The organism is Paenibacillus sp. Leaf72 (genome assembly GCF_001422685.1).
In the GTDB taxonomy this organism is placed as follows: Bacteria; Bacillota; Bacilli; order Paenibacillales; family Paenibacillaceae; genus Pristimantibacillus.
On sequence record NZ_LMLV01000003.1, the window covers coordinates 98,316 to 124,641 of the forward strand.

Below are 26,326 nucleotides of genomic sequence, written 5' to 3' on the forward strand. Positions count from 1 at the left end.
TCATGTTCCTCCTTCTGCATCTAGCATTTAAGCGTTCGACGATAGTCCCCAGTCGATAAATTTAACCATGCCTTGGCCCAGTACACCAAGCTCCTGGCGCGTCATCGGATAATGACCCATCAGCAAAGCATTCGTATACAGCATTTGGGCAGCGGTTGTGAACATTTGGTTGTCGGCACTGGTGAAAATTTTCTGGACGAGCGGATTGTTTAAGTTAAAATAAAGCGTCGAATACGCCGATTCCGTAAAGTTCGCGCCAAGGTTGCCGAGTACGGAAGCGAGCAAGTCCGAGCTGTTTTCCTTCGCTTTCTCTAAGGAGCGCAGCGACGATGATTCCTTCGACAGCGTATAAAGGGCAGGAAGCTCTGCTGGAGCAAAACGTTTGAGCTGAATTTGACAGCGGAAGCGCTGCAATGCCCCATCTGCAAGGCGAATTCGCTCGTAAAATTGATTGCGCTCCTCATTCGTTAAGTCCTCGAAGGACAGCGATACATCTTCCGGCAGCAGCCTTTCCATATCCAGCTCAGGAAGAAGGATCGACAAGCGCTCAAGCAATTCATGGTTATAAATATAGCCGCCATTGAGGACGAGCATCGATTGTGCTGCGGCCACATGGGTAATTTGACGGTATTCATCAACAGATAACGTGTAAAATATTTTTTTATTATCGGCCATCAGCTCGCCAAATGTTCGTTCTCCGTAGGTGCTTTCAAATGTAATCCAGCGGTAAATGGTTTGCAGGAAATCCTCATCCTGCGCAGCGAGTGCCTTCATCGACAAAGCATGCAGCTGAATGATGCGCTGCAAGCGGTCAGGCTCATATTCGCCTATGCGCATAAGCTCATTGCGGATCGATTGTCCAAGCTCCTCGCGCACCGATTCCAGCCGTTCATCCTCATAGAAATGCTCGCGTGATGCCGTCGGCTGAAGCTCATCTGTCCAGATGAGGCATTTGACGAAAAACGCCCATTCCGGCAAAATATTTTCGGCTTTATCGGAGACGAGCATTTGCTTCAGATATACTTTATGGGAACGGCGGGCATTCAGATTCACACTATGCGGCAAAATAAAGGCGATTCCGCCCGTACGGCCATTCGCTGTTTGGAGCGGGATGAAATCCTGCAGCGGCTCGCCCAGCAGCTTTTCGCCGAAGGCAAGCACCTCGCGGCGACGGCCGCGCGCCAGCTCCGGCTGCAAAATCCAGTCAGGCCGCGACTCGTTAATCGTCTTCGCGTCTCCATTTGCATGCAGCCTAACCGGATAGGGCAGCAGAGCGCCATAATAGAATAGTAAATCCTCAACCATTTGCGGCTCGTAATAAGGCTCGCTATCTGGCTTGCAGCGCAAATAAATTTTCGTTCCCGGTGCCAGCTGGGTGCTCAGCTGGCGGATCGTATACGTTCCGTCCGGCTTGCCGCGCCATTCCATGGATGGCCCGCCCTTCACCGATTGGGTAAGAACGACAATTTCGTCGCTGACCATAAAGCAGGACAGCAGACCGATGCCGAAGCGGCCGATAAACGAGGTTTCTTTTGCAATAAAATCTTGACCAACCTTGGAGGAATGTCCGATCATCGCTAGAAACTGATGAATATCCTCCTCGGTCAGCCCTACGCCGTTGTCTTCAACCGTCATCGTCGCTCCACTGCCGCTGCCTGAAATTTCTACCGTCACATTTCCGGTAAAACCAGGCTCAAGCTGTCCTCGTGCTGTAATAGCATCCGTTGCATTTTGCAGAAGCTCGCGCAAATAAACATTAGGGCTGCTATATAAATGGTTGGAAAGTATATTAATCATTCCGCTTAAATTAACTTGAAAGCGATACTCTTGTTCGTTGCTCATCGGATTCTCCTTTATTATAGAAGGATTTTAGTTTTTATCGTCCTAACTATTCTACTATTTTCCATACATGCAATTCCAATATTTATAGCATAATGAGCCGTTTGGCCCATAAGCTTATACCCTAAATTCCTATCTTTCAAACAGCTATAGTCGCAGAGGTGGACACTAGAATAGAAGAAGCGAGAAGGAAGCTTTATTTTTTTGTAAAATAGGGAACAAAGTTTTCGGTGCGTCTCCTCCCTGATAGGATGACAAAAAAGCGCCGTTTTAGCATAATGAGTCAAGAGGCCCATACGCCTATCCCCTTAATGACTACCTAAAGTTTCCAAATAGTCACGCATGCTGATTGGATCGGTATAGGAGGAAAGGAATGGGGTATAATAAAACTATACAGTATAATAGAAGGAGGCGGCATACAATGTTCTTTCGCAAAGGAAGCCTAAAAGTCGGCATATTAAACGGTATTCTTCTCGCGCTGCCCTTCTGGATCCTCTTAATTTGGTTAATATTAAAGCTAATTAACTAGCCTTATGCGGCTATTGAATCAGACAATTCGGGATAGATTATTGAAACATTAGAACGCTTGCAAAGCTTAGAACATTCGTTCAGAGCGCAAGCGTTTTTTTGTTCATTTTTCTGAAAATAAAGCGAAGGCCAAAACGCCGTCATGCCGCATGGCGCCTATAAAATAAACTGACATGCCGCTCCGCCTGCCGTTAGCGAATCAACGTCTGTTTGTTGCGTCTAAAAAGCGCAATAAAGTTCTCATTTTGCCTGATGCAGCTTAACCGCTGTACCTATGCTGAAAGTGGCCTTTTGTAGACAATAAAGCACGGTTATACAATACCTCAACAATTTACTGAATTTGGATATAGGACGCGTGGGGTAGTTAATGGGCTAAATGATCAATTTATTTAATTCGACACAAACTGACACTCTTTTCGGTTTTCTTCTTTTATACTTATTCAATACGCATAATATACGACATACTAAAAAGAGCGCATTGGATAGGTTGCCTGCTTATATTTTCAAAAAAAAGTGTGGAGGGATTAGGATGGTAACGAATCAACAATCACTCAGACGGGTGAATGATTACGGCGTTGTGGGAGAGCAGCCCGATCAAATCGCTGATGATCTCCACGAGCTTGTGCAGCAGAAGCAGCGCTCTCTGAAAGCGAAGGCCTTTTTCAAAAAGCTTGCTGACGATCCAATGTTTGCGCCCGAACCAGGGAGAACCGCAGGAAGAAGCCTGACGGAATGGCTGTTTATGGCGCAATATCCAATTAAGCAGGAAATGGTATTCGATTATGAAGAGCAGCGTTATGTGCCTTCCGAGGCAAGGCCTCGTATTGATTTAGCCGAGTTGCTGACGCTGCTGCTGCGTAAAAAAGGAATTAATGGCACGTTTGAAGATATGATGGACCATGTCCTTGAGGGCGGTTCGTTCCAACAGTTTTTGTCGGAGAACAGACTCGCGAAAAGGGCCTAAATGTAAATGAAAGTTTTGAAAATTCAGAAAACTAATTTTCAAAACACCTTGAAAAAGTTATTCTTTATGAATATAATCAAGTCGAAAAAGCTCATATTGAGTAATTTCGCAAAAGGATAAAACTGTCGAATCATAGAGAAAGGTGTAAAATGGCTGCCTGCCCGATGCTGAAAGTTGCTTAAAAGGGCCGGGCAGCTGGGCGGCGAAAATGGTAGGTACCTCTTTTTTTTACCCAATAGGTCGCGTTTTGAATAATTTTTTATGGAGGTATACGCATTGGAATTAAAACAATATTGGCACGTTGTGAAGAAAAGAATCTGGTTGATAACAGCGCTCGTCTGCATGGCAGGGATCGCCACAGGCATCTATTCGTATTATTTTCAACAGCCGGAATATGAGGCGTCGACCAAACTGATCGTTAATCAGACAGGCAGTCAAAACGATATTATCGCCAAGCTGGATCTAAGCACGATCAACTCCAACATTCAACTGGTGAAGACGTACAAGGAAATTATAAGAACGCCGAGGGTGATGGGGAAGGTTGCCCAGAAGTATCCTGAGCTTGGCCTTACGACAGGCCAGCTGATTGAACGGATTAGCGTAACCTCAGTCAACGACACGCAGGTGATGTCCGTCACTGCAAAGGATTCCTCTTACAGCCGGGCCGCGAACATTGCGAATGCGGTATCGGAGGTGTTCATGCAGGAGCTGCCGAGCTTGATGCAGGTTGATAATGTGTCGATTTTGTACGAAGCCGATCATACGCTCACACCGCCTCCTGTGTCGCCTAAGCCGACGATGAATATTGCGATTGCGATTGCACTCTCTATGCTGGTAGGCATTGGATTCGCGCTGCTGCTCGATTATCTCGACGATACGATTAAGACGGAGGAGGACATTCAGGCGGTGCTTGGCTTGCCGACGCTGTCGCTCATTCCGAAAATTCGCGAGGTTGATCTAGGCAAGCACAAGGACAATTCCATAGACCGACCGATGAGGGGGAAAAATAATGTCACGTACGAAACCTAATTGGCCGCTCATTACGGAAACGAACCCGAAGTCGCCGATATCGGAGGCTTACCGCATCCTTAGAACGAATATTGATTTCTCCAATTTGGAGGAAGAAATTCGTACTCTGATGGTCACCTCCACGAAGATGAATGAAGGCAAAAGCACAACCTCGGCCAACATTGCTGTCACTTATGCGCAGTCGAACAAGAGGGTGCTGTTGATTGACGCCGATATGCGCAAGCCGACGCAGCATCAGCTGTTCCGGGTATCCAATCAAATTGGCCTAACCTCGGTGCTGAGCAATCAGAAGGAATGGGAGACCGCGATTCAAGCCACCTCGGTGAGCGGGCTCAGCATTTTACCGGCAGGACCAGTTCCGCCGAACCCGTCAGAGATGCTGGCATCCAAGCGAATGGACCAGCTGCTGGAAAAAATGAAGGAGCATTACGACATTATCATTGTCGATACCCCGCCGATCATGGTCGTGACGGATGCGCAAATCGTAGCATCCAAGTCCGACGGCGTCGTCCTCGTCATCGATTCCGGCACAGTCAAGAAGGAGGTCGCCATTAAAGCGAAGGCGAGCCTGGAGCATGTGAAAGCGAGGATTTTAGGGGTAGTACTCAATAAAATCAAGCGGAGCAGCTCGGAAGGGTATTTATATTACTACCAATGAGTGTGAGGTTTCATTTTGAGTAGTTGTAATCTCTTTATCGGATGATTAAAAGCGTGAATGAAAAAAGCTCCACTGCATGAAAGGCTTGGCTTCCGATCGCCATTACCCTTGCATTCCTCGAAATAGCCCCTAATAGGGGGGAACGCAAGGGTAAAAGCATATGCTTACGATGCTGCTTTCCTACGGAAAGCTTTAAGCGAACGCTACGCTTCTCCAGCTCAAGCCTTTCATTCCGCTTCGCCATTTTCATCACCATTTTTTTAAACCACAAGTAAAGAGAATTAACGTTTTTAAAGGTAATGTCTCCTGCACCTATATCACTGGAGGCACTCGATCATGCTGTGGGCCGCGAACGGCCTTAGACGTAGAGCGTCGGTGGTGTGGGGTGAGGAGGGGTTAGATGCCCTTTAATTTAGTGAGGAGTTTAGGTGAAAGGGGCAAGCGCAGCGCCGATCCCCTTTCACCGAGCTCCTCTCCCAAATTACGTGCAGAAAAACGGGCGAAAAGGAGTGAAAGCATTTAGAAGTTCGAGCTATACGATCATGTATAGGAGAGGAGCAAGGCACACGAGAGTATAGCTGGAACTTTTAACTCCCATGAACTGCTTCCAATTAAAGAAAAAAAACGAAGAAGGATAGGGTGATGGATGATGAAAAAAGTGACAAAAGCAATTATTCCTGCAGCTGGACTTGGAACGCGCTTCTTGCCTGCAACAAAAGCAATGCCGAAGGAGATGCTGCCGATTGTCGACAAGCCGACGATTCAATACATCGTCGAGGAAGCCATCGCATCCGGTATCGAAGACATTATTATCGTAACAGGTAAAGGGAAGCGAGCTATTGAGGACCATTTTGATATCGCATTTGAGCTGGAGCACACGTTGATTGAGAAAGGCAAGCTGGAGCTGCTGCAAGCCGTGCAGCGTTCCTCCAATGTAACAATCCATTATATTCGTCAAAAAGAAGCAAAAGGGCTGGGACATGCTGTATGGTGCGCCCGTAAATTTATCGGCAATGAGCCATTCGCGGTTTTGCTCGGCGATGACATCGTCGAATCCGAGGTGCCTTGCACAAGGCAGCTTATTGAACAATATGATGCGACGGGCAAATCGGTCATCGGCGTTCAGACCGTATCCGTCGATCAGACGCAGCGTTACGGCATTGTGGATCCGGTAGGGATGGATGTAGAAGGCAGCCGGCTCGTACAGGTTAACCGTTTCGTCGAGAAGCCGAAGCCGGGACATGCCCCGTCCAATTTGGCGATTATGGGCCGTTACGTGCTGACGCCGGAAATTTTTGATTTTCTGGAGCTGCAGGAGAAGGGCGCAGGCGATGAGATTCAATTAACCGACGCGATTCAAAAGCTGAATGAAAGCGAAGGCGTTTTTGCTTATGATTTTGAAGGCAAACGTTACGATGTCGGAGAAAAGCTTGGCTTTATTTTAACGACGATTGATTTCGCCCTGCGCAATAAGGAGCTTAAGCTTCCGCTCATGACGGCACTTGAGGAAATTGTTGAGCAGCAGCAGGCTAGCCAGCTCAAAGCACTGAGGAGGGATAGCGTATGAGTGTAAATCGGCCACAATACAAATCGGAAGCCCGCACGCTGACTCTCTCGCTGCAAGCCGCAGCGAAGCGGATCATTGATGTCTTATGCTCGCTCGCGGGCATTATTTTTCTGCTTCCGGTGTTCATGCTAGTCGCTTTGCTGATTAAGATCAGCGATCCGAAGGGCACGGTTTTTTTCAAGCAGAAGCGGATTGGACATAAGGGCAATACGTTCAGCATCATCAAGTTTCGCTCTATGCTGCATGATGCCGAGCAGCGGCTGCGCGCCGACCCGGTATTGTACAAAAAATATATCGACAACAGCTACAAGCTTGATCCATCCGAAGACCCGCGCGTCACGAAAATCGGCAGCTTCCTGCGCAAAACGAGCCTGGACGAGCTCCCCCAGCTCATCAATGTGCTGAAAGGCGAGATGAGCCTGGTGGGACCACGCCCAATCGTGCGTGACGAGCTGAAGGAATATGGAGAGAAGGCGGTCCCCTTCCTATCGGTCAAGCCGGGAGTAACCGGCTATTGGCAAGTAAGCGGCCGCAGCGACGTCGGGTATCCTGAGCGCGTCGATCTTGAGCTGTTCTACGTCTACAACCAGTCCGTATGGCTGGATCTGAAAATATTGTATCGCACAGTCATTATCGTGCTGCTGCGTAAAGGCGCTTATTGAAATCAAAAAATGGCAAAAAGGATTAGCGGAGTGAAAAGGTTGGTTGGAGGAGCGGTAGCGTCCGATTTTTGCAGCTTCATTTTACCGCAAAGGCGGTTTATTCAAAAAATGAAGCTGCAACAGCGGCCGGAGACCAACCTTTTCACGCAGCTTTCCCCTATATGCCATAAGACACTACGCACGAAGAAGGAGTTGCCCTATGAGAGTGGCTATCGTTCATGAATGGCTGGTAACCTATGCAGGTTCAGAGAAGGTAGTAGAACAACTGCTGAATATTTACCCTGACGCGGACCTGTTCTGTGTAATTGATTTTCTGGAAGAAAAGGACCGCCATATGCTGAAGGGAAAAAAGCCGATTACAACTTTTATTCAGCAGCTGCCTTTTGCGAAAAAAATGTACAAAACGTATCTTCCTTTTATGCCGCTGGCGGTCGAGCAGTTTGACTTATCCGGCTATGATGTCATCATATCCAGCTCGCATGCGGTCGCGAAAGGCATTATTACGGGCCCTGATCAAATTCATATTTCCTATGTGCATACGCCGATCCGTTATGCCTGGGATTTGCAGCATCAATATTTAAGCGAGCTGGGCAAGCTGAAGCAGCTCGTATCCAAGCTGCTGCTGCACCAAATTCGCATGTGGGATGTGCGGACAGCGAACGGCGTAGATGTGTTTCTTGCGAACTCGTCCTACATCGCCCGGCGCATTCACAAAATTTATCGCCGCCAGGCACAGGTAGTGTATCCGCCGGTTGAAGTGAAGGCGTTCGGCAATCACTCCAATCAGGATCGGAAAGAGTATTATTTTACTGCCTCGCGGCTTGTGCCGTATAAGCGGATTGATCTCGTTGTCGAGGCTTTTGCCAAAATGCCGGACAAGGAGCTGATCGTCATCGGCGACGGCCCGGAGATGAAGACGCTGAAGCAGCTGGCAACGCCGAACGTCAAGCTGCTCGGCTACCAGCCGAATGCCGTGCTGCTTAAGCATATGCAGCAGGCTAAAGCTTTTATTTTCGCAGGTGAAGAGGACTTCGGCATTAGCATGGTGGAGGCTCAGGCAGCGGGAACGCCGGTTATTGCTTACGGCAAGGGCGGTGCCCAGGATATCGTCAAAGGGCTGGGCGAGAACAATCCAACCGGTTTGTTCTTTGAGAAGCAGGATGCGGAATCGGTCATTGATGCGGTACGGCAGTTTGAGCTGCTGTCCTGGATGATGACGGATGCGAACTGCCGCCAAAATGCACAGCAGTTTTCGGTGGAGGCGTTTCTGTACCACATTTCCAGCATCGTCAGCGGCAGCTTCAATGAACGGTTTAACCCGATGAAAGTGCAGGCCTAGCTCGATGCTTGCCCGTTTGCCGAACAAGCTGGCGCTTTATGCCGCGATGCTGCTGTCTCTGGGCGTTATATGCCTCGCTTCCGTACAGCATGTTTACGTGCTGCTGTTCGTTGCTGCTGGAGCGCTCGCTTATGTCGCGATTAGGAAAGACGCCATTTATTATGTCGTCATTCCTGCGCTGCTGGCCTACCAGTTGTATTTGCCGCTTGCGGTTTCGGTGACGCTGTCGAGCCTCGTGCTCGTTATACTTTTGCTGCGCTCGGCTTCGCAAGGAAAGCTGATGCATTATTTTCGCACACAGCGGCTTGTTCGTTATTATGTTGCCTTGCTTATCGCGATGGCGGTGGGCATTATTTATGCCCCGGACCGGGTGCTCGGCTTTAAGCTGATTGCTTATTCCATCATAGGTTTGCTCGCTTTGCTGGCGGGCTACTATTACCGGGCTCGCGGGCTTTCCGTTGAACAGACGCTTCGCGGCATCCAGCATGTGTATTTGCCGATTGGCCTGCTGAACATTTATTTTATTATTGTTCCTGATCAGGAGCTGCAATTTTTAAGGTCGAAAATCGCGAGCTTCCTGATCGAGCCGAATACGCTGGCGGCGTTAATTAATGTAGATATTAAAGCTAACATTTTGGACCCCTTTAAGGCGGGAACGTTGTTCGTTAATACGAATGTGGCTTCGGTTTTTTTCGGGATGATGCTTTGTATTGCACTGTCGCTGCTGCTTCGCAAGGGCGGCCTGCTGCAGCTCGGCATCTGCTTCATTTATTTAGGCGCTATGCTGGCGACGCAATCACGCGCTGGCGTTCTCGCGCTTGGCATTGTGGTGCTGGCTTATGTGTGCATCCGGTTCCGCGTGCAAAAGCTGTTCAAGCTGTCGCTGCTGATCGTCATACCGGCAGCGATCATTCCTTTTGTCGTGACGGGCGATATTATTACGAATTTGACGAGCAGGCTGAATGCCGATGCGATCGAAGGCGATCCCCGGGCTTATATTTGGAAGTTCACCTTCCAAAACTTTGCCGAGCATCCGCTGCTGGGCCTTGGCTATGGCGGCTGGGAGCGGATTTTTCCATTTTACGCAGCGACGGTCGGTTTTAGCAGCAAGTATCCGCCGCATAACTTGTTTGTCATTATGTGGACGTGGAGCGGCCTGTTTGGACTGATTGCCCTCATTTTGCTGCTGTTCGGCATTTTATGGCGCGGCATTTGCCTTTATTATCGCACAGGCTCGGCACTCGATAGCTGTGTAATAGGAGCAGCGTTATTCGTTATCGTGCAGGGAATGTTTGATAACTTTTTCCTGCATGATCTGCGGGTCGCTTCTGTGTTCTTCTTTCTTGCGGGGCTTATCTTGTACGAGCAGCGCGAGGATAGCGAGGAAGAGCGAAGCAGCAACGATAGCAGAAGCCAGAGCGAAAATCTGGCGGGCAGCGGCGATGGGCAAGTGATTCAGGAGCGGGCTTTGATGCCGCAGACGGCAGAAGTTGGAGGAAAATGATGAGGATTGGCGTACTGAGAAATACCTTTTTGCCTGCATCGGAAACGTTTATTTATGAGCAGTTGAATCAATATCGGAATGTGCAGGTGGAGGTCATTACCCGGGAGGTCGCGAATCGCGATAAATTCCCTAATCAATGGAGCATCAACACCATTGTTGGCGCGGCAGGATCATCGCTTCAGAAGAAGCTGACGAAGCTGCTTTACACGCTGACCGTTACCTCCACGCGCCATATTAACCGAATCGTTGAGCAGCGCGAGATTGAGCTTGTGCATGCCCACTTCGGGGTAGATGCGGTCTATGCGGTTCCCGTCTGCAAGGAGCGCGGCATTCCGCTGTTCGCTACGTTTCACGGGTACGATATTACACGGCTGCCGAAGCTGATGCCTGGGCCGCTTTCCTGGCTCGTCTACTATATGAAGTTTAAGCGGCTTGTACGGGACACAACGTTGTTCCTTGCCGTTTCAAACCATATTAAGCAGAAGCTGATGGCGCATGGCGTACCTGAGCAAAAAATCAAAATCCATTATATCGGCATCGATTTGGCTAAAGTTTTTTATCGGGAAGCACCGGATCGTGACACGATTACGATTATGACCGTTGGCCGGCTGACCGAGAAGAAGGGCATCGCTTATTTAATTGAAGCGTTCCACCGATTGGCAGCCCGGCGCGAGCATGTGCGCCTCGTCATTGCCGGAGACGGGCCGCTGAGGCAGGCACTGACTGAGCTTGCTGCATCGGGAGCTGGGAGCGGGCGAATTACGTTCCTCGGCAGCATTCCCCACCATGAGGTGCTGAAGCGGCTCAGCGATTCGGATATTTTCTGCTTGCCAAGCGTAACAGCGAAGGATGGCGATCAGGAAGGGCTCGGCATGGTCATTTTGGAAGCTTCCGGAACGGGACTTCCCGTTGTTGCCACCAGCAGCGGCGGCATTAAGGACGCAGTGCAAAATGGCAAAACCGGCTATTTGGTAGAGGAGCGCAGCGCCGCCCAGCTGGAAGAAAAGCTCGATATGCTCGTAACCAGCCAGCCGCTGCGCGCAGCCATTGGACAAAATGGCCGCGCCTTTGTTGAGCAGCAGTTCGATCTGCGCTTGCAGACGGAGAAGCTGGAGCAGCTCTATAAACAATATATTGGAGAGAAGCAGCATGTCTAAGCCATTTATTATTGTGTCAACCGCCGATTGGGATAACCCCTTCTGGACGAATAAGCAGCATATTGCCGACAGGCTCGCGGGCCGCGGACATCAGGTGCTGTATCTGAATTCGCTTGGCCTTCGCAAGCCGTCAAGCAATGGCAAGGATATTAAGCGCATTATAAAGCGGCTCAGTCAATTTTTTAGCGGGCTGCAGCACAAAAAAACAAATCTATGGGTATGGTCGCCAGTCGTCATCCCTTATCAGCGGTTCAGCTTCGTTCGGAAGCTGAACTTTTTTATTGTCCGGCAGTATGTGAAGCATTTCGCCCGGAAGCTTGGGATGGAGGATTACGTGCTGTGGACATACAATCCGCTGACGCAGCCGCTGCTGAATATGAGCGAGCAGCTGTCGGTTTACCACTGCGTAGACGAAATTTCCGCGCAGCCCGGCATGCCCGAGCAAATTATTAAGGAGCAGGAAGCGCGGCTGGTGGAGGATGTCGATGTTGTTTTTGCTACGGCACCCAATCTGTATGAGACGCGCAAGGCGATCAACGAAAGCACTTATTACAGCCCGAATGTAGCGGAATTCAATCATTTTAACAAGGCGTTGTCGCCAGACACGGCCATTCCTGCGGAGCTTTTGCGGATGAAGGGTCCCAAGGTCGGCTTCATTGGTGCTATAAGCGGCTACAAGCTGGATTTGGCATTAATCGAAACGGTCGCGTCCCGCAACCCTCATGTGCATTTTGTGTTCATTGGACAGGTGGGAGAGGGCGACCCATGGACCGATGCAGATCGGCTTGGCCAGACGCCGAACATTCATTTGATCGGGCCGAAGCCGTATAGCGAGCTGCCGGGTTATTTGAAAGGCTTCGATGCCTGCCTGCTGCCTAACGTCATTAACGAATACACGACGAATATGTTTCCGATGAAATTTTTTGAATATTTATCAGCAGGCAAGCCGGTTGTTATGACGCCGCTGCCAGCGGTCAGGGATTACTATTCCTACTGCTATGTTGCCGCAGATGCTGATGCCTTCGACAAACAGCTGGGGCTGGCGTTGAATGAGGGGCTGCTAGACAATTACGAGCAGTTAATCCTGGATCGTGTTGCCGAAGCGAAAAAGCATGACTGGGAGTCGCGCATTGATACGATGCTCGCCGTCGTGGATGCGCATATCAAAGGCGCAGGCGCACCTGAGGCGCTGCGGGCAGCGAACTTGCCAGGAGCAGCGGCGCTGGACGCAGCCGTTTCACCAAGAAGCAGCACAACTAGTAAAGCCGCTCGGAGCGTGGGCAGCAAAGCTTAGTATCGATAAAGACGAAGATAGAGGAGTGGAGGAGCTTGTTCGAACATATTGTGCACGAAGCTAATGTTCCGCTAAGCCGCATTACGACGATGAGCGTGGGCGGCCCTTGCCGTTATTACGTCGTTCCGAAAAGCGTGGAGGACATTCGTTTTGTAACGGCGATTTGCGAGCGTTTCGGCTGGAAGCTGCTCATTATCGGCAATGGCTCGAATGTGCTTGTGGGTGACGAGGGCTTTGACGGTGTCGTCATGCATGTCGGCAAAGGCATGAAGGAATATGGCCTTCAAGGCGGCGAGCTGTATGCGGAAGCGGGCGTAGCGCTGCCAAGGCTGGCGTATTCCATGGCGAATGAAGGCATTGCCGGATTCGATTTTATGGCAGGCATTCCCGGCAGCGTAGGCGGGGGGCTCGTTATGAATGCTGGCTGCATCGGCAAGGAAATCGGCGATGTCGTCAGCAGCGTCACGCATGTCAGCGACACGGGCGAGGTGATTACGAGCAGCGCCGAGGAGCTGCAGTTTTCCTTCCGCCGGAGCTGGTTTCTGGATCGGCGCCACATTATTGTGAGCGCGCGTTTCCGGGCTGAAGCGGCAAGCGATCCCGCGCAGGTGATGGAAGCGACGAAGCGGGCGGCGGACATCCGCAAGGGCAAGTTCCCCATCAATGTCAAAACAGTGGGCAGCACCTTCAAAAGCCCTCCCGAAGGCCCGCATCCCGGCAGACTGATCGAAGAGGTCGGACTGAAGGGCTTTGTTATTGGCGGCGCACAGATTAGTACGGTGCACGCGAACTGGATCATTAATCAAGGCAGTGCCACAGCCAGCGACGTAAAGCGGCTCATTGAGCTGATGCAAACGACAGTAGCCAAGCAACTCGGCATCCTTATGGAGCCAGAAGTGCTGTTCGTATAAATAAAAAACAAAAGGGTGAGGAAAAAGGCGAGCGGAGTGAAAAGGCTGGTTGGAGAAGTGGAACGTCCGATTTTTGCAGCATGATTTATACCGCTAGAGCGGTTGATCCAATAAATGAAGTTGCAACAGCGGTCGGAAACTAGCCTTTTCGCGCAGCGATGTTCCTGTTTCTGCCCCCTTTAAAAAGGGAGAGAAAGCATATGGTACAAGCTCATTCAAGAGTGCTCGGCACAAAAAGGATTTCGGAGCCTTATTTATTAATTGAGGGAGGTTATCCCCTTTCAGGTGAAGTGTCGCTTCCCGGTGCCAAAAACTCGGCGCTGCCCGCTATTGTGGCTGCCTGCCTCTCCGATGAGGAGGTCGTGCTGCATAATGTGCCGCTTGAGCTGAATGACGTAGCGAAGCTCATCAAGCTGTTGAACGACTCCGGCGCAAACGTCGAGATTAAAGGCGACGAGCTTCACTGCAAGGGCAGCGCGTGGATGGGCGGCACGCTGAATGCGGAGCTGGCGGGCAAAATCCGCCACTCCCTGCTGCTGCTTGGAGCGGCAGCGCACTGGCGCAGCTCGCTATTCCTGCCGCTGCCGGGCGGCTGCAACATTGGCAGCCGCAAGCATGACATGCACGTAAGCGCGCTGCAGGAGCTTGGCTTTGCGATGGAGGAGAGCGAGCTCGGGCTTCACTTGCGCGAAAGCCAGCCGAAGGAGCGGACGGTCATTACGTTCCCGTATCCAACCTTTGGCGGCACGCTGAACGTTCTATTCGCTTCCGTTCGTTCGAATGCGGTTGTTGAGCTGCATAACGCGGCCCGCAATCCTGAGGTGCTGGACGTCATCAAGCTGCTGAACGATATGGGGGCAAATATTGAATGGCTGTCTTCGAACAGCCTGCAAATTACAGGCGTAGCGCGTCTTCACCGTGCAGACTTTACGGTAATGAGCGACCGCATTATCGCCTCGACGATTATTTCAGCGGTCGGTGCGACGAAAGGCTCGGCAACGATTCGCAATGCAACGACCCGCATTCTGGAGTCCGAAGTAGCCGTATGGCGGCAGGCGGGCCTGAAAATAGAAGAAATCGACAATGGCATTTATGTGGAATGGAATCGTCCACTGGAAGCGGTGAACGTCACGACGGCTGCTTATCCGGGCTTCCATACCGATATTCAACCGCTGCATACCGTATTGATGATGAATGCAAGTGGAACGAGCGAGCTGAAGGAGACGATTCTCGACGGACGCTTCTCCTACTGCTACGAGCTGAACAAGCTGGGCGCAAACATCGAGGTGAAGGATGGCGGCTTCCTTTGCGTCAATGGGGCAGCGGGACAGACAGCTGTCATTCATGGCGTAGATGAGCTGTATGGCACCGATCTGGTTGCCACCGATATTCGCGGCGGAGCGGCGGTTGCGGTTGCTGCGCTGGCCGCTGTTGGGACAAGTCGGATTACAAATTTGTACCAGCTGGAGCGGGGCTACGGCAACTTCACTGAAATTTTCACAGCGCTGGGCGCGCAGATCATGAAGGTGAACCACTAGCATGCTGTTTCAGATTTTAACGACGATCGGCACCCGGCTGCTTGTATTATTCGGAGCTTTTATCGTTTCGGTACTGACAGCCAGACTGCTGGGTCCCGAAGGCAAGGGGATGATAACGGCCATACTCGTCATCCCTACGCTCGTTGTGACGATCGCCGATCTTGGCATCCGGCAGGCGGCTGCTTATCTCATCGGTAAAAAATTATTTAACTATAACGATATTGTATCGACCTTATTATTCATGTGGTTAATCTCATCCTCCCTCAGCGTGGCTGTCGTTATGGGCATTTTGCTGCTCCAGTATGGAGGAGAGTACAGCTGGGAGCTGCTTGTCATTTGTACACTGACGGTGCCCGTCAATCTAGCGATTCAATATTTACGCGGCATTATGCAGGGCAAAGGCAATATTGGCAGCATTAATAAGGTGGAAATTATTAAGACGGCACTTAATTTCATCATTTTGCTTATTTTTGTCTGGGCGCTTGGCATGGGCGTTCTCGGAGCGGCGCTGACACAGCTGCTGATGGCGGCGTTCACGCTAGGCTACTCTATGAAACTGCTGCTTGGCGAAGTGAAATTCAAGTTCAAATATATTCACCCCATTCCGCAGCAGATGATGCGGCAGGGCTTTTCCTTTGCGCTTGCGCTGTTCATTATTCAGCTTAATTACCGGGTGGACGTCATTATTTTGGAGCGGTTCACGAATGTCATCGAGGTCGGCATCTATTCTGTTGGCACGAATCTCGCCGAGCTGATCTGGCAGCTGCCAGCTGCCATTGGGCTCATTTTATTTTCCCGCAGCGCAAGCTCAAGCAGCAGTCAGGCGGCGGTCGAACGGACAGCGAAGCTGATACGCGTCATTATGCCTGTGCTTCTCGTATTCGGCGTCTTCTTCTGGTTCATGTCGCCGCTATTTATTCGTCTGCTATATGGAGCAGATTTTGCCGAATCGGGACAGGTTATCCGCTACTTGCTGCCGGGCATCATCGCGATGGTGCTGTTCAAGCTGATCCATTCCGACCTGTCGGGCAGAGGCGCGCCGCTGTTCTCGCTGCGGGTATCGGTTATTGCGCTCATTATGAATGTCGTGCTCAATTTCATTCTCGTTCCCAAATACGGCGCGGTAGGGGCATCGATTTCGTCCAGCATTAGCTACATGTATGCGGGCGTTGCTTTTATTATTTTTTACGCACGGCGTGAATCCATTAGCTTGTCCAGGCTTTTAATTTTGAACAAAGAGGACTGGGCGCAAATCAAAAGTAAAATCGGCTCGATCGGCCTTCGTTTCATAAAGCTGCGAAGCCGCTAAAGGGCCCGAAATAACGGAGGTGAGGACATGCTGGTATCGATCATCACGGTGTATTACAACCGGGTCAATCAAGTGAAGGAGTCGATTCAAAGCCTGCTTGACCAAACGTATGCGAATACGGAAATAATTTTGGTCGATGACGGTTCGACGGACGGCACGCTGCAGGCGCTGGAAGCTTTTCAAGATCCGCGCATTCGGCTGATCAGCCACAGCAATCGCGGCTTCACCCGTTCGGTCATTGAAGCGGTGAAGCAGAGCAGGGGAGAGGTTGTAGCCATTCACGGCTCCGGCGATATTTCGTTCCCGCAGCGTATTGAGGAGCAGGTAAAGGTGCTGCAAAGCAGGCCGGATGTCGGCGTCGTAGGCTGCATCGTCGAGAACGTCAACAAGGTGACGAATACAACGACGATTTATAACAAGTACAAGCAGGGCATTAAGGGTATCGATCAGCTGCTGCAAAATAACTTCTACACCCACGGCGAGGTGATGTTCCGCCGCGATGCTTACGAGCAGGCGGGCGGCTACCGCGAGCTGTTCAAGTTCACGCAGGACTACGATTTATGGCTGCGGATGGGGCTCGTCACGGAGTTTGCGCTTGTCGAGAAGCTGCTGTATCGCAGATACACATTGCCTGACGGCGTAAGCGGCTCCGTTGAAAAAATGATGGTGCAGCAATATCTTGCTGAGCTGGGCAGACAGTGCGCCGAGCTTCGTATTCGCGAAGGGCGCGACCTGATTGACCGCTACGGCGTGCATGCCCTATTTTTCCTGAAAAGATCGAAGCGCCTGGCGCTCAAGCTGTTTAATCTCGGCGTTTCCGCCATTGTGAATGAGCGGGACATGGATAAAGCGAAGCGGCTCGTGCAGCTCAGCCTCGAACAAAATTGGACGGCAAGAGGCAGCGTGCTATCGGGGCTGCTGGCTGTGCTGACCCGTTTCGAGGGCGGGAAAAAAGCGATGCTGTCGATGCTGCTATTGCTGCGTCAGGTGAAGAAAAAGGTAGAGAAAGCGGCGTAAAGCAAGTGCCGCTATATTCTTGAGGTTTTAGAAGCGTGGTGAAAAAGCGGAGCGGAATGAAAAGCTTGGACTGGAGAAGCGACAGCGCTCGCTTTTACCCTTGAATTTCCGCCTATATAGGCGATTCAAAGAAATTCAAGGGTAATGGCGATCGGAAGCCAAGCTTTTCAAAATATAAGAAAGTATAAGTATTCTCTTTATACTTGGCTTATATTTCACCGCGAAACGTTAGCATTACCGCCAGAGGACGGCAAAGCCGTTTACGCTTGTGCAGCGCAGCTTTTCTTTCACCACAGTTTCAATTGCAAAAGGAGGAGCAAAACCAATGAAGCTGATTCTTTTATCCGGCGGTTCAGGTAAACGGCTGTGGCCGCTATCTAATGATGCAAGGTCGAAGCAATTTTTGCGTATTTTGGATGGGCCCGGCGGGCTAAAGGAATCGATGGTCGAGCGGGTATGGCGCCAGCTGGGCGAGACGGGCCTGCAAAGCTCATCCTATATCGCCGCAGGCAAGGCGCAGGAGGAAATGATTCGGGTGCATGCCGGCTTGTCGGTGCCGCTCATTATTGAACCAGAGCGGCGGGATACGTTCCCGGCTATCGCTTTATCGGCGGTTTATTTGTACTCCGTTGCCGGAGTCAGCCTGGATGAGGTCGTGACGATTCTCCCGGTTGACCCCTATGTGGAGGATGCCTTCTTCCATAAAATAAGCGAGCTTGAGCAGGTCATTCGCGATTCTGGCTGCGATATGGCGCTGATGGGCGTCAAACCGACCTTCCCATCGGAAAAATACGGCTACATCGTGCCGGAGACTGACGAGCCTAAGCTGATTATTAATGCGGCAGGCGACGTCACGGAAGCGGAAGTGAATGACGCAGAAACAGGCAATGCCCGCTCGTACAGGCTTGTTCGGCACTTCACTGAAAAGCCGCGCGAGGATGCGGCATCCGAGCTAATGCAGCGCGGAGCGCTTTGGAACTGTGGCGTGTTCGCCTTCAAGCTCGGCTATTTGATTAATCTGCTCATCGAGAAGCGGATTCCAATTCAATACGACGAGCTCGTCAATCAATACAGCACGCTGGTGAAAACAAGCTTCGATTACGAGGTCGTTGAGCGGGCCAAGCAGGTTGCTGTGCTTCCTTTTGACGGCTGCTGGAAAGACCTTGGCACCTGGAACACGCTGACAGAAGAAATGGGAACGTCGGAGCTTGGCGAGCATATTACGACAGAGCTTGCAACGGATACGCATGTCATTAACGAGCTGGGTATTCCGATTACGATTCTGGGCATCAAAAATGCTATCGTCGCTGCTAGCCCCGACGGCATTCTCGTTTCCGACAAAGCGTCCAGCCCGCGCATTAAAGAAGTGCTGAAAAATAGCGATAAGCGCCCGATGTACGAGGAACGCAGATGGGGCTACTACATCGTGCTTGATTATTTGAAATATCCGGACGGCAGCGAGGTCATGACGAAGCGCGTCTGCCTCGATAGAGGGAAAAACTTCAGCTATCACTATCATAACAATCGCTGCGAGGTGTGGACGATTTTGTCCGGTGAAGGCGAAATGATGCTCGATGACCAGCTGCGGACCGTAAAGGCTGGCGACATTATTAACATCCCTCTAGGCAGCAGACACTGCCTGCTTGCCCTTACACCGATGGAAATGATCGAGGTTATGAGAGGAACGCAGCTTGTAGAAGAGGAGAGCGTCAGGCTGGAAGCGGATTGGAATGACATTATGCAATATTGCATGATTTGAAGGAGCTAACAGGATGAGGAATGCTATTGCAGAGCAGCTGGATTATGCGATTGATCGGAGATACGAGCGCTGGAGGGAAGCAGAACTGCCCTTTTACCTTCGAAAAGAGCTCGGAGAGCTTGGAGCAGGCGATTTGACCGACCGCTTCTACAAGCATCTTCACCTTGGGCCGGAAGGCGTGCGGGAGAAGGTAGGCGCAGGAACGAACCGGATGAACATCTACACGGTGCGCCGCATCGCGCTGGCGCTTGCTGGGGAAATTCGCAGCGGCGGCGAGGAGGCGAAGCAGCGCGGTGTTGCGATTGCTTTTGACAGCCGAATTTTATCGCGGGTGTTCGCGGAACAGGCAGCGCTCGTGCTGGCCAAAAACCGCGTGAAGGTTTATCTTTTCGAGCAGGCCCGGCCTACGCCGGAGCTCTCCTTCGCTGTCCGTTTTCTGCAAGCGGCAGCCGGGCTGATGATTACAGCCGGCCATTATCCTTATGATTACAACGGCGTCAAGCTGTTCAGCTCAGATGGCGCTGTCATGGCGCCGGAATACAATCAACTCGTAGCAAGGCGCATGGAGGGCATTGAGGAGGAGGTTGCCATTCCGCTGATGGATGCGGAGGAGGCGGTGCGGCAAAGGCTGCTTGTACTTGTCGGTACAGAGGTGGACAAGGCTTACCACAGCAAGCTAGCGGACATTATCGTTCGCCCGACAGCCTTTCGAGCTGGGCGCTCGCGGCTGCGCGTTATATATACGCCGCTGCATGGCAGTGGGGGGCAGACGCTGCTGGAGCTGCTGAAGCAAATGGGCTATCGCGATGTGGAAAGCGTGCCGGAGCAGTCCCAGCCAGACCCGCTTTTTCCGACCATTGATGAACCAGACCCTAACAATTCCAATTCTTACGGGCGGGCGCTGCTGCTCGCCGAGCGGAAGCAGACGGATCTGATTATGGCGACCGATCCCGAATCGCAGCAGCTGGGTGCAATGGCTCGGGACAAAAGCAGGGAGTTCCGCTTGCTGTCCGCGAACCAGCTAGGCAGCTTGCTGCTTGAATATCTTTGCGCGCAGAAGCGTGCCAATGAGCCGGTTTACCCGGCAGCCTTCTACAAGTCACTGCTGACGACGGAGCTTAGCACAGCGATAGCAAGACGCTACGGTCTTCACATCGTAGAGACGCCGCCGGGCTTCCGCCATATTGCCGCTCGCATAGCGGAGGAGGAGCAGCTTGGGGCGAGAAAATATTTTTTCGCCTTTGATGAGACGGGCGGCTGCTTGCCGCAGGCGTTCGTCAGAGATAAGGATGCCATGCAGACGCTGCTGCTCACAACAGAGATGGCGGCTTTTTATAAAAGCCGCGGCCTGACACTATGGGATCAGCTGCACAAGCTTTATGAGGCATATGGCTTTTATTTGGAGGATCAGGTCAGCCTGTCCTTTCCCGGCCTTGAAGGCTCGCAGCGGCTGCGCAATGTGATGCGCAAGCTGCGGGGCGAAGTGCCGGAGAAGCTTTCCTCGCTGCGGATTCGCAGCATTTACGATTCCGAGGAGCACGGCGTGCGAGCGCTCGGCTTCAGCAAGGAAGCTGCGAATCAGGAGCTGGGGGCGAATGTGATCAAATATGTTTTCGAGGATGGAGCTTGGTGCGCGCTTCAGCCTACCGGGGCAGGCACGTCGCTGCGGCTTTACTACGGAGCGAAGGATTGGAGCGAGGTGCGCTGCAGGCGCAGGCTGGCAGCTATTCGTACGGCGCTGCTCTACGATGTGGAGACCATTTTATAATAGAAAATTTCAAAATAAATGATAGGAGCTGGAGCTTGATGAACGTAACAGTGATAGGAACGGGATATGTAGGATTGGTATCGGGCGTATGTTATGCGGAGAAAGGCAATCATGTCATCTGTGTCGATAAGGATGTAAGCAAAATTGAGCGCCTGCGCAGCGGTGAAATTCCCATTTATGAGCCAGGGCTCAAAGAGCTGGCCGATAGCAATACGGCGGCAGGACGCCTCTCCTTCACCGATGATTTGACCGAAGCGATGGCTCTGGCGGATGTTGTCATTATTGCGGTAGGCACGCCGCCGCTGCCGAATGGCGAAGCGGATATGCGATTTGTCGAGCTGGTAGCACGTGAAATCGGCTACGCGCTTAACGGCTATAAGGTTGTTGTTGTGAAAAGCACAGTGCCGGTCGGCACGAACGAACGCGTTCGCGGCATTGTGGCAGCGATCAGCGATTACCCGTTCGATATCGCCTCCGTTCCTGAGTTTCTGCGCGAAGGCTCGGCAGTCAAGGATACTTTAAATCCAGACCGCATCGTTATCGGCTCGGAGAGCACGCGTGCAGCAGAGGTACTGACAAGCCTGCACAAGCCGTTTACCGACCAGCTCATTATGACGGATATCCGCAGCGCCGAGATGATCAAATACGCCTCCAATGCGTTTCTAGCTACGAAAATATCGTTCATCAATGAAATTGCCAACATTTGCGAAAAAGTAGGCGCGGACGTGACGGAGGTTGCCCACGGCATGGGGCTCGACCGCCGGATAGGTTCCTCCTTCCTGCGCGCTGGCATTGGCTATGGCGGCTCCTGCTTTCCGAAAGATACGAAGGCATTAATTCAAATTGCCGGCAATGTGGAATACGACTTCAAGCTGCTCAAGTCGGTCGTAGAGGTCAATCAGCATCAGCGCTACGGCGTCATCGACAAGCTCAAGCGGGCGCTAGGCAGCATGCATGGCAGACGCGTTGCGATTTGGGGCCTTGCGTTTAAGCCGGAAACCGATGATGTAAGAGAAGCGCCTGCGATTGAAATTATTGAATCGCTGCTTGCGCTTGGCGCAATTCCACGGGTAACGGACCCCATTGCGGTCGAAAATTTCCGTTCCCTGCTGAACCACCCTTCTATTGAATGGTGCGATTCCGCGCTTGATGCGGCGAAGCATTGCGACGCTGTCTGCCTGCTCACGGAGTGGGAGGACTACACGAAGCTTGATCTCAAGGAAGTGGAGCGCGTCATGGCGAGCCCCATTCTCATTGACGGCCGCAATGCGATCAGCAAAGAGCAACTGGAAGGCACGTTATTCGCCTACTATCCGGTGGGCAGACCTATGATGAACATCGAAGACATTGCGATACATGAATTGATTTAGGCAGCTAAGAAAAAAATGCTAGAAGGATTTTTGAAAAGGCAAGCGGAGTGGGAGGGTTGAGTTGGAGAAGCGGGAGCGTTCGTATTTGCCCCATGATTTTGACCGCTTAAGCGGATTAATTCAAGGAAATCAGGGGGCAATAACGATCGGAAACCAAGCCTTCCACGCAGCGCAGCTCCTTTTCAACAACCTTCTAATCAATCCTTCAATTTCCGAAAGAAGAGGTGAGGACGTAATGAGGTTTACGAAAAAAATCGTCTCCGCTGCCCTGGCGGCAGCTGTTGCGGGTACGGCGCTGTCCGGATTGCCGCTCAGCGAGCGGGGCTTGCTGGAGAAGCTCGGCATTGTTCAGACGGCGCATGCGGGTGCAGCCGAATCCTTTTACAGCAGTGAGTTTGTTAAACGCCTGCTGGAGCTGCATCAATATTTGCAAATGGGCGATCCGGCTGACGTACAGGAGGTCAGAGACCTGCGGGACGAAATTGCAACGCTCAGCTTTGAAGCCAATGGCCAATTGATTGCTCCAATATGGAATAAGCTAGCTGGCAAAATAGACCCTTCTGTTCAGCAGCCGCTTTTCGACTTTATGGTAGCGGCGGGAAGCCTGCAATATGATCCTTCTTTTGATAATTTAGAGGCGATTCGCAAAAACCCGGCCTATAGCGGCGCTTTGCAGGCAGTAGCAGCACTTGCGAGGCAAAATCATCTCACGGTGGATGACGCCATGCAGTTTATGAATGCGCTGGAGCAAAAAACGACGTCGCTAGTTTCGGAGAAAAGCAATACCGAGCTGCTGCTTCTAATGGCGAGCGAAAGTGAGCAGACGAAGCTGCTTGGCGATGCGCTGGAAACGGTTCTTTCCGATACCTCGACCTACAAAGTGAGTGCTGTATTAGCCAAGCTGGACATTACGAAAAAAGACATGGTAGATACCGTCACCAATTTCCGCAACCAGCTTAAGAAGGAGGTTCCAGCCATCCGCTCCATGATGATTGCTTATATGCGATCGGGTGCGAAGGAGACGGTGGACATCGACCATGAGGGCCGCAAGCATACGTACAAGCTTTCGATTTTTGGTCGTGAGGTTCCCAAAGAATTGCTGGTCTGGTCCAAAACGTCAGGCAGCAAAGATGTAAAAGTTGCGCAGTCGGGCGTAGTAACGATACCGGGCTCGGTCGTTTCGGCGAAAGCGACGCTGCGGGCAAGCCTGCTCGGCAAAGTGCTTTTCGAGAAGGAAGTGACGCTCGGCAAGGAGGAGCCTGAAGTACCAGAGGACGACCTTCTAGCCGAATACCACAAGGAAATGAATACGATCATTTCGCAGTGGTCGCAGTCGTCGTCCGAGCAGAAGCAAGTGCTGCTAGGCCAGGCGGTAGAACTGCTGCAGACGACCTGGAAGCAGGAAAATACATTCGACGTTACACCGTATGTGACGGTCGATAAGGGCTATATCATTTTCAAGCCGCCGGTTGAAGCGATGCAAAACTATTTGACTCGGCGCGAAGCGGTATGGAAGGTGCTCGGAGAAAGCTTCGCCAAGCTGGGAACGGGCAGCAGCATTGACCAGTATATTGTGAATATGCCTTATTTCAATTTTAGCGAATATTTGAGCGGCTCGACATTGACAGCGGGAGCCCAGGAGGGTATTTTGCCTGCTGAAACGCCCAGTCTTGTAAATCCGGACGTCGGTCAGGCAGTTGCCGAGGCTGCGACAGATGCTGTAACAGAAGCGGTGCTGGAGGATACGCTTGAAACGGAGGTTTCGATTGTTTATCCGGTAGATCAAGCGGCCGCAATCGTAAATCCTGCCCCCTCATCCTTTCAAGATCTGGACAGCGTATATGCATGGGCAGGCAAGGAAATTGAAGCGATAGCAGCCAAAGGCATTATTGACGGTGTGGAGGATTTGCATTTTGATCCAAACAAAATGGTGACGCGGGCGGAGTTTGCCAAAATGCTCATTCGGTCGCTGGATTTGAAAAATGCATCGTCAGACAGCACGTTCAAAGACGTGCCAGCCAGCCAATGGTATGCGCCATATGTGAGCGCAGCTGTGAAGAACGGCCTTGTACAAGGCCGAAGCGGCAATCGCTTCGAGCCGGAGGCGACCATTACGCATGCTGAAATGGCAACGATGATTGCAAGGGCGGCGAAGCTGTCGAAGGGATTAGAAGTGCCATCCGACGTAAAAGCCGCACTTGCCGATATGAAAGATGCGGACAACCTGCATCCATCGTTGAAGGCGGGCGTTGCCTTCGCGGCAGCGAACAGCCTGCTTCCACTGGAGCAGGGCAGCTTTCCGGTCAATGCCAATACGACACGCGCCGAAGCAGCGGTCATGCTGTATCGTTTGATTAATCTATAGCTCAAGTTTTAACCTGCAGCATAATGGCCCAAATGCCGGATAAAGGTGATAACACCTTTATCCGGCTCTTTTCGCGTAAGAAAGGATGGATACAGGATGAAAAAACGCATTTGGAAGACGATTTTAATAACCGCTGCAACGATCGCTGTTCTGCTTATTGGTACGGTCGGTTTCTTCTATTGGAAAATCAGCTCGATCAGCTTGGAGGATATCCAGCAGCGGCGTGCCGCTTTAGTGGCTGAGCAGGATGGCACGGCACCAGCCTCTGAAGGGGCGGCCAATCAGGCGGAGCTGCCGTCCTCACTCGATAGTGCGGTTGGCAAAGCGGAGCAAATCGCAGGCAAGACCATCAAAAGCGATGACGCGCTGGACGTTGCTGCTATTTTGCTGAACTCCGGGCTTTCATTCCGCGAAATGTATATTTTGCTGGGGCAATCGGATGAGGAGCTGACGACGGAGGAAAAGCAGGCCATACGCGATTTGCTGCTGGCAAAGCTGACGACGGAGGAAATTGACGCCCTGCGCTCCATTACGAAGCAATATGGAAAATATTTGGCGATTGTGGATACGAACTATCCGATTGAAGCGGTTGGCGAGAAGGACGATGCGAAGCGCAAGGCGATTTTGGAAAAAGCGAAGCAGGCCAAGGAGGACGAGGGCAAGCAAGCTGCGGAGGCGAACAATCAAGAGACGGCTTCCTCCCAGGCAGGCTCGGCTGGCAAGACGGACGGAGCTGCAAAAACGGATGAGCCAGGCAAGCCGTCAGGCGGGAAAGCGAATACGGCTACGGACAACAAGACAGCAAGCCAGACGAAGGATACTCAAAGCAAGACCAAATCTCTGAACAGCAAATATGAGTCACAGCTTTCGGCATTAAAAGGAAAATGCGTCAGCAATGCCAATCAGCTAATGACACAGGTTGTTGCGGCAATAAACAAAAGCTCGGAACTGGATGAAAAGGCGTTGCAAGGGGAGCTGCTGGGGAAAATTGCTGCTGCAGAGGCTTCTTGCGATAAACAATACCAAGCATTAATTAACAAGGCTGAAACAGAATATAAGGAAGCTGGTATAGCCTTTGCTAAAAAATCAACGTGGACGCAGGAATATCAATCCATTAAAGCGGAAATTCGCAGCAGCGCCATCAACAAACTGAACGCTGTTCAAGCAAGCGGATAAGGGTCACCGACTAGGAAGGATTTTGTGAAGGGTCGCCGGATGAAGTGCGGTCGCGCACAACGCGTTCAAGCAGCATCCGGACAAGCTCTAAATCCTCCTGCTCCAGCGGAACGCCGTCCCAATGAAGCTGCTCATGATTGAAAAACTCCTTGGCGTTGTTGCTCGGTTCCTGTTGATCAGGATAGTCCGTTAATCCTAGCAAATAATCGGATGTCGTATTCAATTTCTTCGCAATGCTTTGAATGGTCTCCAAAGTAGGCTGCCGATAGCCGGATTCATAGCCTGCATAGGTACTCTTAGCCACGCCTACGGTATCCGCTAGTTGCTGCATGGAGTACTTTCTTTTTTTTCTGAGTTGTTTAAGGCGTTTAGCAAACATGAGGACCTCCTATTAACCTTCGGTAACTACAAACATTTTACAGATATTAAAAACCAATTACAACCGATGCCAGCACGGCCGAAAGGCGTAAAATGCTAGATTTTTCAACGGCTGATCATTTAGGCCTATGTCTAGATTAACAACCTCAGAGCAGCAACACAAGTCTTGTAATTTGAACAATTTCTTGAATAAA

At 51.3% G+C, this 26,326-nt stretch carries 20 protein-coding genes; 18 read left to right on the forward strand and 2 right to left on the reverse strand.

Annotated features, from left to right (window positions below; all coding sequences use genetic code 11):
- Positions 1-27: 27 nt before the first annotated feature.
- The gene (locus tag ASF12_RS10530; protein WP_056033737.1) at positions 28-1,842 is read right to left on the reverse strand and encodes an HSP90 family protein; all 1,815 of its coding nucleotides are present in this window, start codon (positions 1,840-1,842) and stop codon (positions 28-30) included.
- 1,054 nt (positions 1,843-2,896) lie between these two features.
- Between ASF12_RS10530 and ASF12_RS10540 the strand changes: the two genes are divergently transcribed.
- From ASF12_RS10540 to ASF12_RS10630, 18 genes are all read left to right on the forward strand, one after another.
- Positions 2,897-3,331: a hypothetical protein gene (locus ASF12_RS10540; protein WP_056033742.1), complete on the forward strand. Its 435-nt coding sequence runs from the start codon at positions 2,897-2,899 to the stop codon at positions 3,329-3,331.
- Positions 3,332-3,607: 276 nt separating this feature from the next.
- The gene (locus tag ASF12_RS10545; protein WP_056033745.1) at positions 3,608-4,360 is read left to right on the forward strand and encodes a YveK family protein; all 753 of its coding nucleotides are present in this window, start codon (positions 3,608-3,610) and stop codon (positions 4,358-4,360) included.
- Entirely contained in the window at positions 4,341-5,018 is a 678-nt protein-coding gene (locus ASF12_RS10550; protein ID WP_056033748.1) for a CpsD/CapB family tyrosine-protein kinase, read from the forward strand. The genes ASF12_RS10545 and ASF12_RS10550 overlap by 20 nt, the downstream gene beginning before the upstream one ends.
- 649 nt (positions 5,019-5,667) lie before the next feature.
- Positions 5,668-6,585 carry a UTP--glucose-1-phosphate uridylyltransferase GalU gene (galU, locus tag ASF12_RS10560; protein WP_056033922.1) on the forward strand — a complete coding sequence of 306 codons (918 nt, stop codon included), beginning with the start codon at positions 5,668-5,670 and terminating at the stop codon, positions 6,583-6,585.
- Positions 6,582-7,247 (forward strand): sugar transferase, encoded by a 666-nt coding sequence (locus ASF12_RS10565; RefSeq protein ID WP_081418743.1) that lies wholly within the window; start codon positions 6,582-6,584, stop codon positions 7,245-7,247. The genes galU and ASF12_RS10565 overlap by 4 nt, the downstream gene beginning before the upstream one ends.
- Positions 7,248-7,446: 199 nt before the next feature.
- Positions 7,447-8,586 (forward strand): glycosyltransferase family 4 protein, encoded by a 1,140-nt coding sequence (locus ASF12_RS10570; protein WP_046233572.1) that lies wholly within the window; start codon positions 7,447-7,449, stop codon positions 8,584-8,586.
- 4 nt (positions 8,587-8,590) lie between these two features.
- Positions 8,591-10,090 carry an O-antigen ligase family protein gene (locus ASF12_RS10575; protein WP_056033755.1) on the forward strand — a complete coding sequence of 500 codons (1,500 nt, stop codon included), beginning with the start codon at positions 8,591-8,593 and terminating at the stop codon, positions 10,088-10,090.
- Complete coding sequence (locus ASF12_RS10580) at positions 10,087-11,247, forward strand: glycosyltransferase (protein ID WP_081418744.1); 1,161 nt, start codon at positions 10,087-10,089, stop codon at positions 11,245-11,247. Before ASF12_RS10575 ends, ASF12_RS10580 begins: the two co-directional genes overlap by 4 nt.
- Entirely contained in the window at positions 11,240-12,541 is a 1,302-nt protein-coding gene (locus tag ASF12_RS10585; RefSeq protein WP_056033761.1) for a glycosyltransferase, read from the forward strand. Before ASF12_RS10580 ends, ASF12_RS10585 begins: the two co-directional genes overlap by 8 nt.
- A gap of 35 nt (positions 12,542-12,576) precedes the next feature.
- Positions 12,577-13,452, forward strand: a complete 876-nt coding sequence (murB, locus tag ASF12_RS10590) for a UDP-N-acetylmuramate dehydrogenase (protein WP_056033763.1) — start codon at positions 12,577-12,579, stop codon at positions 13,450-13,452.
- Between the two features lie 200 nt (positions 13,453-13,652).
- Complete coding sequence (locus tag ASF12_RS10595; protein ID WP_056033766.1) at positions 13,653-14,990, forward strand: UDP-N-acetylglucosamine 1-carboxyvinyltransferase; 1,338 nt, start codon at positions 13,653-13,655, stop codon at positions 14,988-14,990.
- 1 nt (position 14,991) lies between these two features.
- Positions 14,992-16,299 carry an oligosaccharide flippase family protein gene (locus tag ASF12_RS10600; RefSeq protein ID WP_056033769.1) on the forward strand — a complete coding sequence of 436 codons (1,308 nt, stop codon included), beginning with the start codon at positions 14,992-14,994 and terminating at the stop codon, positions 16,297-16,299.
- A gap of 27 nt (positions 16,300-16,326) precedes the next feature.
- A complete protein-coding gene (locus ASF12_RS10605) occupies positions 16,327-17,316 on the forward strand; it encodes a glycosyltransferase (RefSeq protein ID WP_056033773.1) in 990 nt (329 codons plus the stop codon).
- 325 nt (positions 17,317-17,641) lie between these two features.
- A complete protein-coding gene (locus ASF12_RS10610; RefSeq protein ID WP_056033776.1) occupies positions 17,642-19,075 on the forward strand; it encodes a sugar phosphate nucleotidyltransferase in 1,434 nt (477 codons plus the stop codon).
- A 13-nt stretch (positions 19,076-19,088) separates the two neighbouring features.
- Complete coding sequence (locus ASF12_RS10615; protein ID WP_056033778.1) at positions 19,089-20,843, forward strand: phospho-sugar mutase; 1,755 nt, start codon at positions 19,089-19,091, stop codon at positions 20,841-20,843.
- 38 nt (positions 20,844-20,881) lie between these two features.
- Positions 20,882-22,213 (forward strand): UDP-glucose dehydrogenase family protein, encoded by a 1,332-nt coding sequence (locus tag ASF12_RS10620; RefSeq protein ID WP_056033781.1) that lies wholly within the window; start codon positions 20,882-20,884, stop codon positions 22,211-22,213.
- A gap of 235 nt (positions 22,214-22,448) precedes the next feature.
- Entirely contained in the window at positions 22,449-24,578 is a 2,130-nt protein-coding gene (locus tag ASF12_RS10625) for an S-layer homology domain-containing protein (RefSeq protein ID WP_155973035.1), read from the forward strand.
- A gap of 96 nt (positions 24,579-24,674) precedes the next feature.
- Complete coding sequence (locus ASF12_RS10630; RefSeq protein WP_056033787.1) at positions 24,675-25,754, forward strand: hypothetical protein; 1,080 nt, start codon at positions 24,675-24,677, stop codon at positions 25,752-25,754.
- Between the two features lie 10 nt (positions 25,755-25,764).
- Here the strand turns inward: ASF12_RS10630 and ASF12_RS10635 are convergent, their stop codons facing one another.
- The gene (locus ASF12_RS10635) at positions 25,765-26,133 is read right to left on the reverse strand and encodes a helix-turn-helix domain-containing protein (RefSeq protein ID WP_056033790.1); all 369 of its coding nucleotides are present in this window, start codon (positions 26,131-26,133) and stop codon (positions 25,765-25,767) included.
- Positions 26,134-26,326: the final 193 nt, after the last annotated feature.

What these genes read in the sequence shown, in the direction of transcription:
- ASF12_RS10635 (WP_056033790.1), bottom strand. Translation starts at nt 26,133, where the DNA reads ATGTTTGCTAAACGCCTTAAACAACTCAGAAAAAAAAGAAAGTACTCC.
- ASF12_RS10565 (WP_081418743.1), top strand. Translation starts at nt 6,582, where the DNA reads ATGAGTGTAAATCGGCCACAATACAAATCGGAAGCCCGCACGCTGACT.
- ASF12_RS10610 (WP_056033776.1), top strand. Translation starts at nt 17,642, where the DNA reads ATGAAGCTGATTCTTTTATCCGGCGGTTCAGGTAAACGGCTGTGGCCG.
- ASF12_RS10620 (WP_056033781.1), top strand. Translation starts at nt 20,882, where the DNA reads ATGAACGTAACAGTGATAGGAACGGGATATGTAGGATTGGTATCGGGC.
- ASF12_RS10585 (WP_056033761.1), top strand. Translation starts at nt 11,240, where the DNA reads ATGTCTAAGCCATTTATTATTGTGTCAACCGCCGATTGGGATAACCCC.
- ASF12_RS10550 (WP_056033748.1), top strand. Translation starts at nt 4,341, where the DNA reads ATGTCACGTACGAAACCTAATTGGCCGCTCATTACGGAAACGAACCCG.
- ASF12_RS10570 (WP_046233572.1), top strand. Translation starts at nt 7,447, where the DNA reads ATGAGAGTGGCTATCGTTCATGAATGGCTGGTAACCTATGCAGGTTCA.
- ASF12_RS10580 (WP_081418744.1), top strand. Translation starts at nt 10,087, where the DNA reads ATGATGAGGATTGGCGTACTGAGAAATACCTTTTTGCCTGCATCGGAA.
- ASF12_RS10530 (WP_056033737.1), bottom strand. Translation starts at nt 1,842, where the DNA reads ATGAGCAACGAACAAGAGTATCGCTTTCAAGTTAATTTAAGCGGAATG.
- ASF12_RS10615 (WP_056033778.1), top strand. Translation starts at nt 19,089, where the DNA reads ATGAGGAATGCTATTGCAGAGCAGCTGGATTATGCGATTGATCGGAGA.
- ASF12_RS10595 (WP_056033766.1), top strand. Translation starts at nt 13,653, where the DNA reads ATGGTACAAGCTCATTCAAGAGTGCTCGGCACAAAAAGGATTTCGGAG.
- ASF12_RS10630 (WP_056033787.1), top strand. Translation starts at nt 24,675, where the DNA reads ATGAAAAAACGCATTTGGAAGACGATTTTAATAACCGCTGCAACGATC.
- ASF12_RS10575 (WP_056033755.1), top strand. Translation starts at nt 8,591, where the DNA reads ATGCTTGCCCGTTTGCCGAACAAGCTGGCGCTTTATGCCGCGATGCTG.
- ASF12_RS10605 (WP_056033773.1), top strand. Translation starts at nt 16,327, where the DNA reads ATGCTGGTATCGATCATCACGGTGTATTACAACCGGGTCAATCAAGTG.
- ASF12_RS10600 (WP_056033769.1), top strand. Translation starts at nt 14,992, where the DNA reads ATGCTGTTTCAGATTTTAACGACGATCGGCACCCGGCTGCTTGTATTA.
- ASF12_RS10540 (WP_056033742.1), top strand. Translation starts at nt 2,897, where the DNA reads ATGGTAACGAATCAACAATCACTCAGACGGGTGAATGATTACGGCGTT.
- galU (WP_056033922.1), top strand. Translation starts at nt 5,668, where the DNA reads ATGAAAAAAGTGACAAAAGCAATTATTCCTGCAGCTGGACTTGGAACG.
- ASF12_RS10625 (WP_155973035.1), top strand. Translation starts at nt 22,449, where the DNA reads ATGAGGTTTACGAAAAAAATCGTCTCCGCTGCCCTGGCGGCAGCTGTT.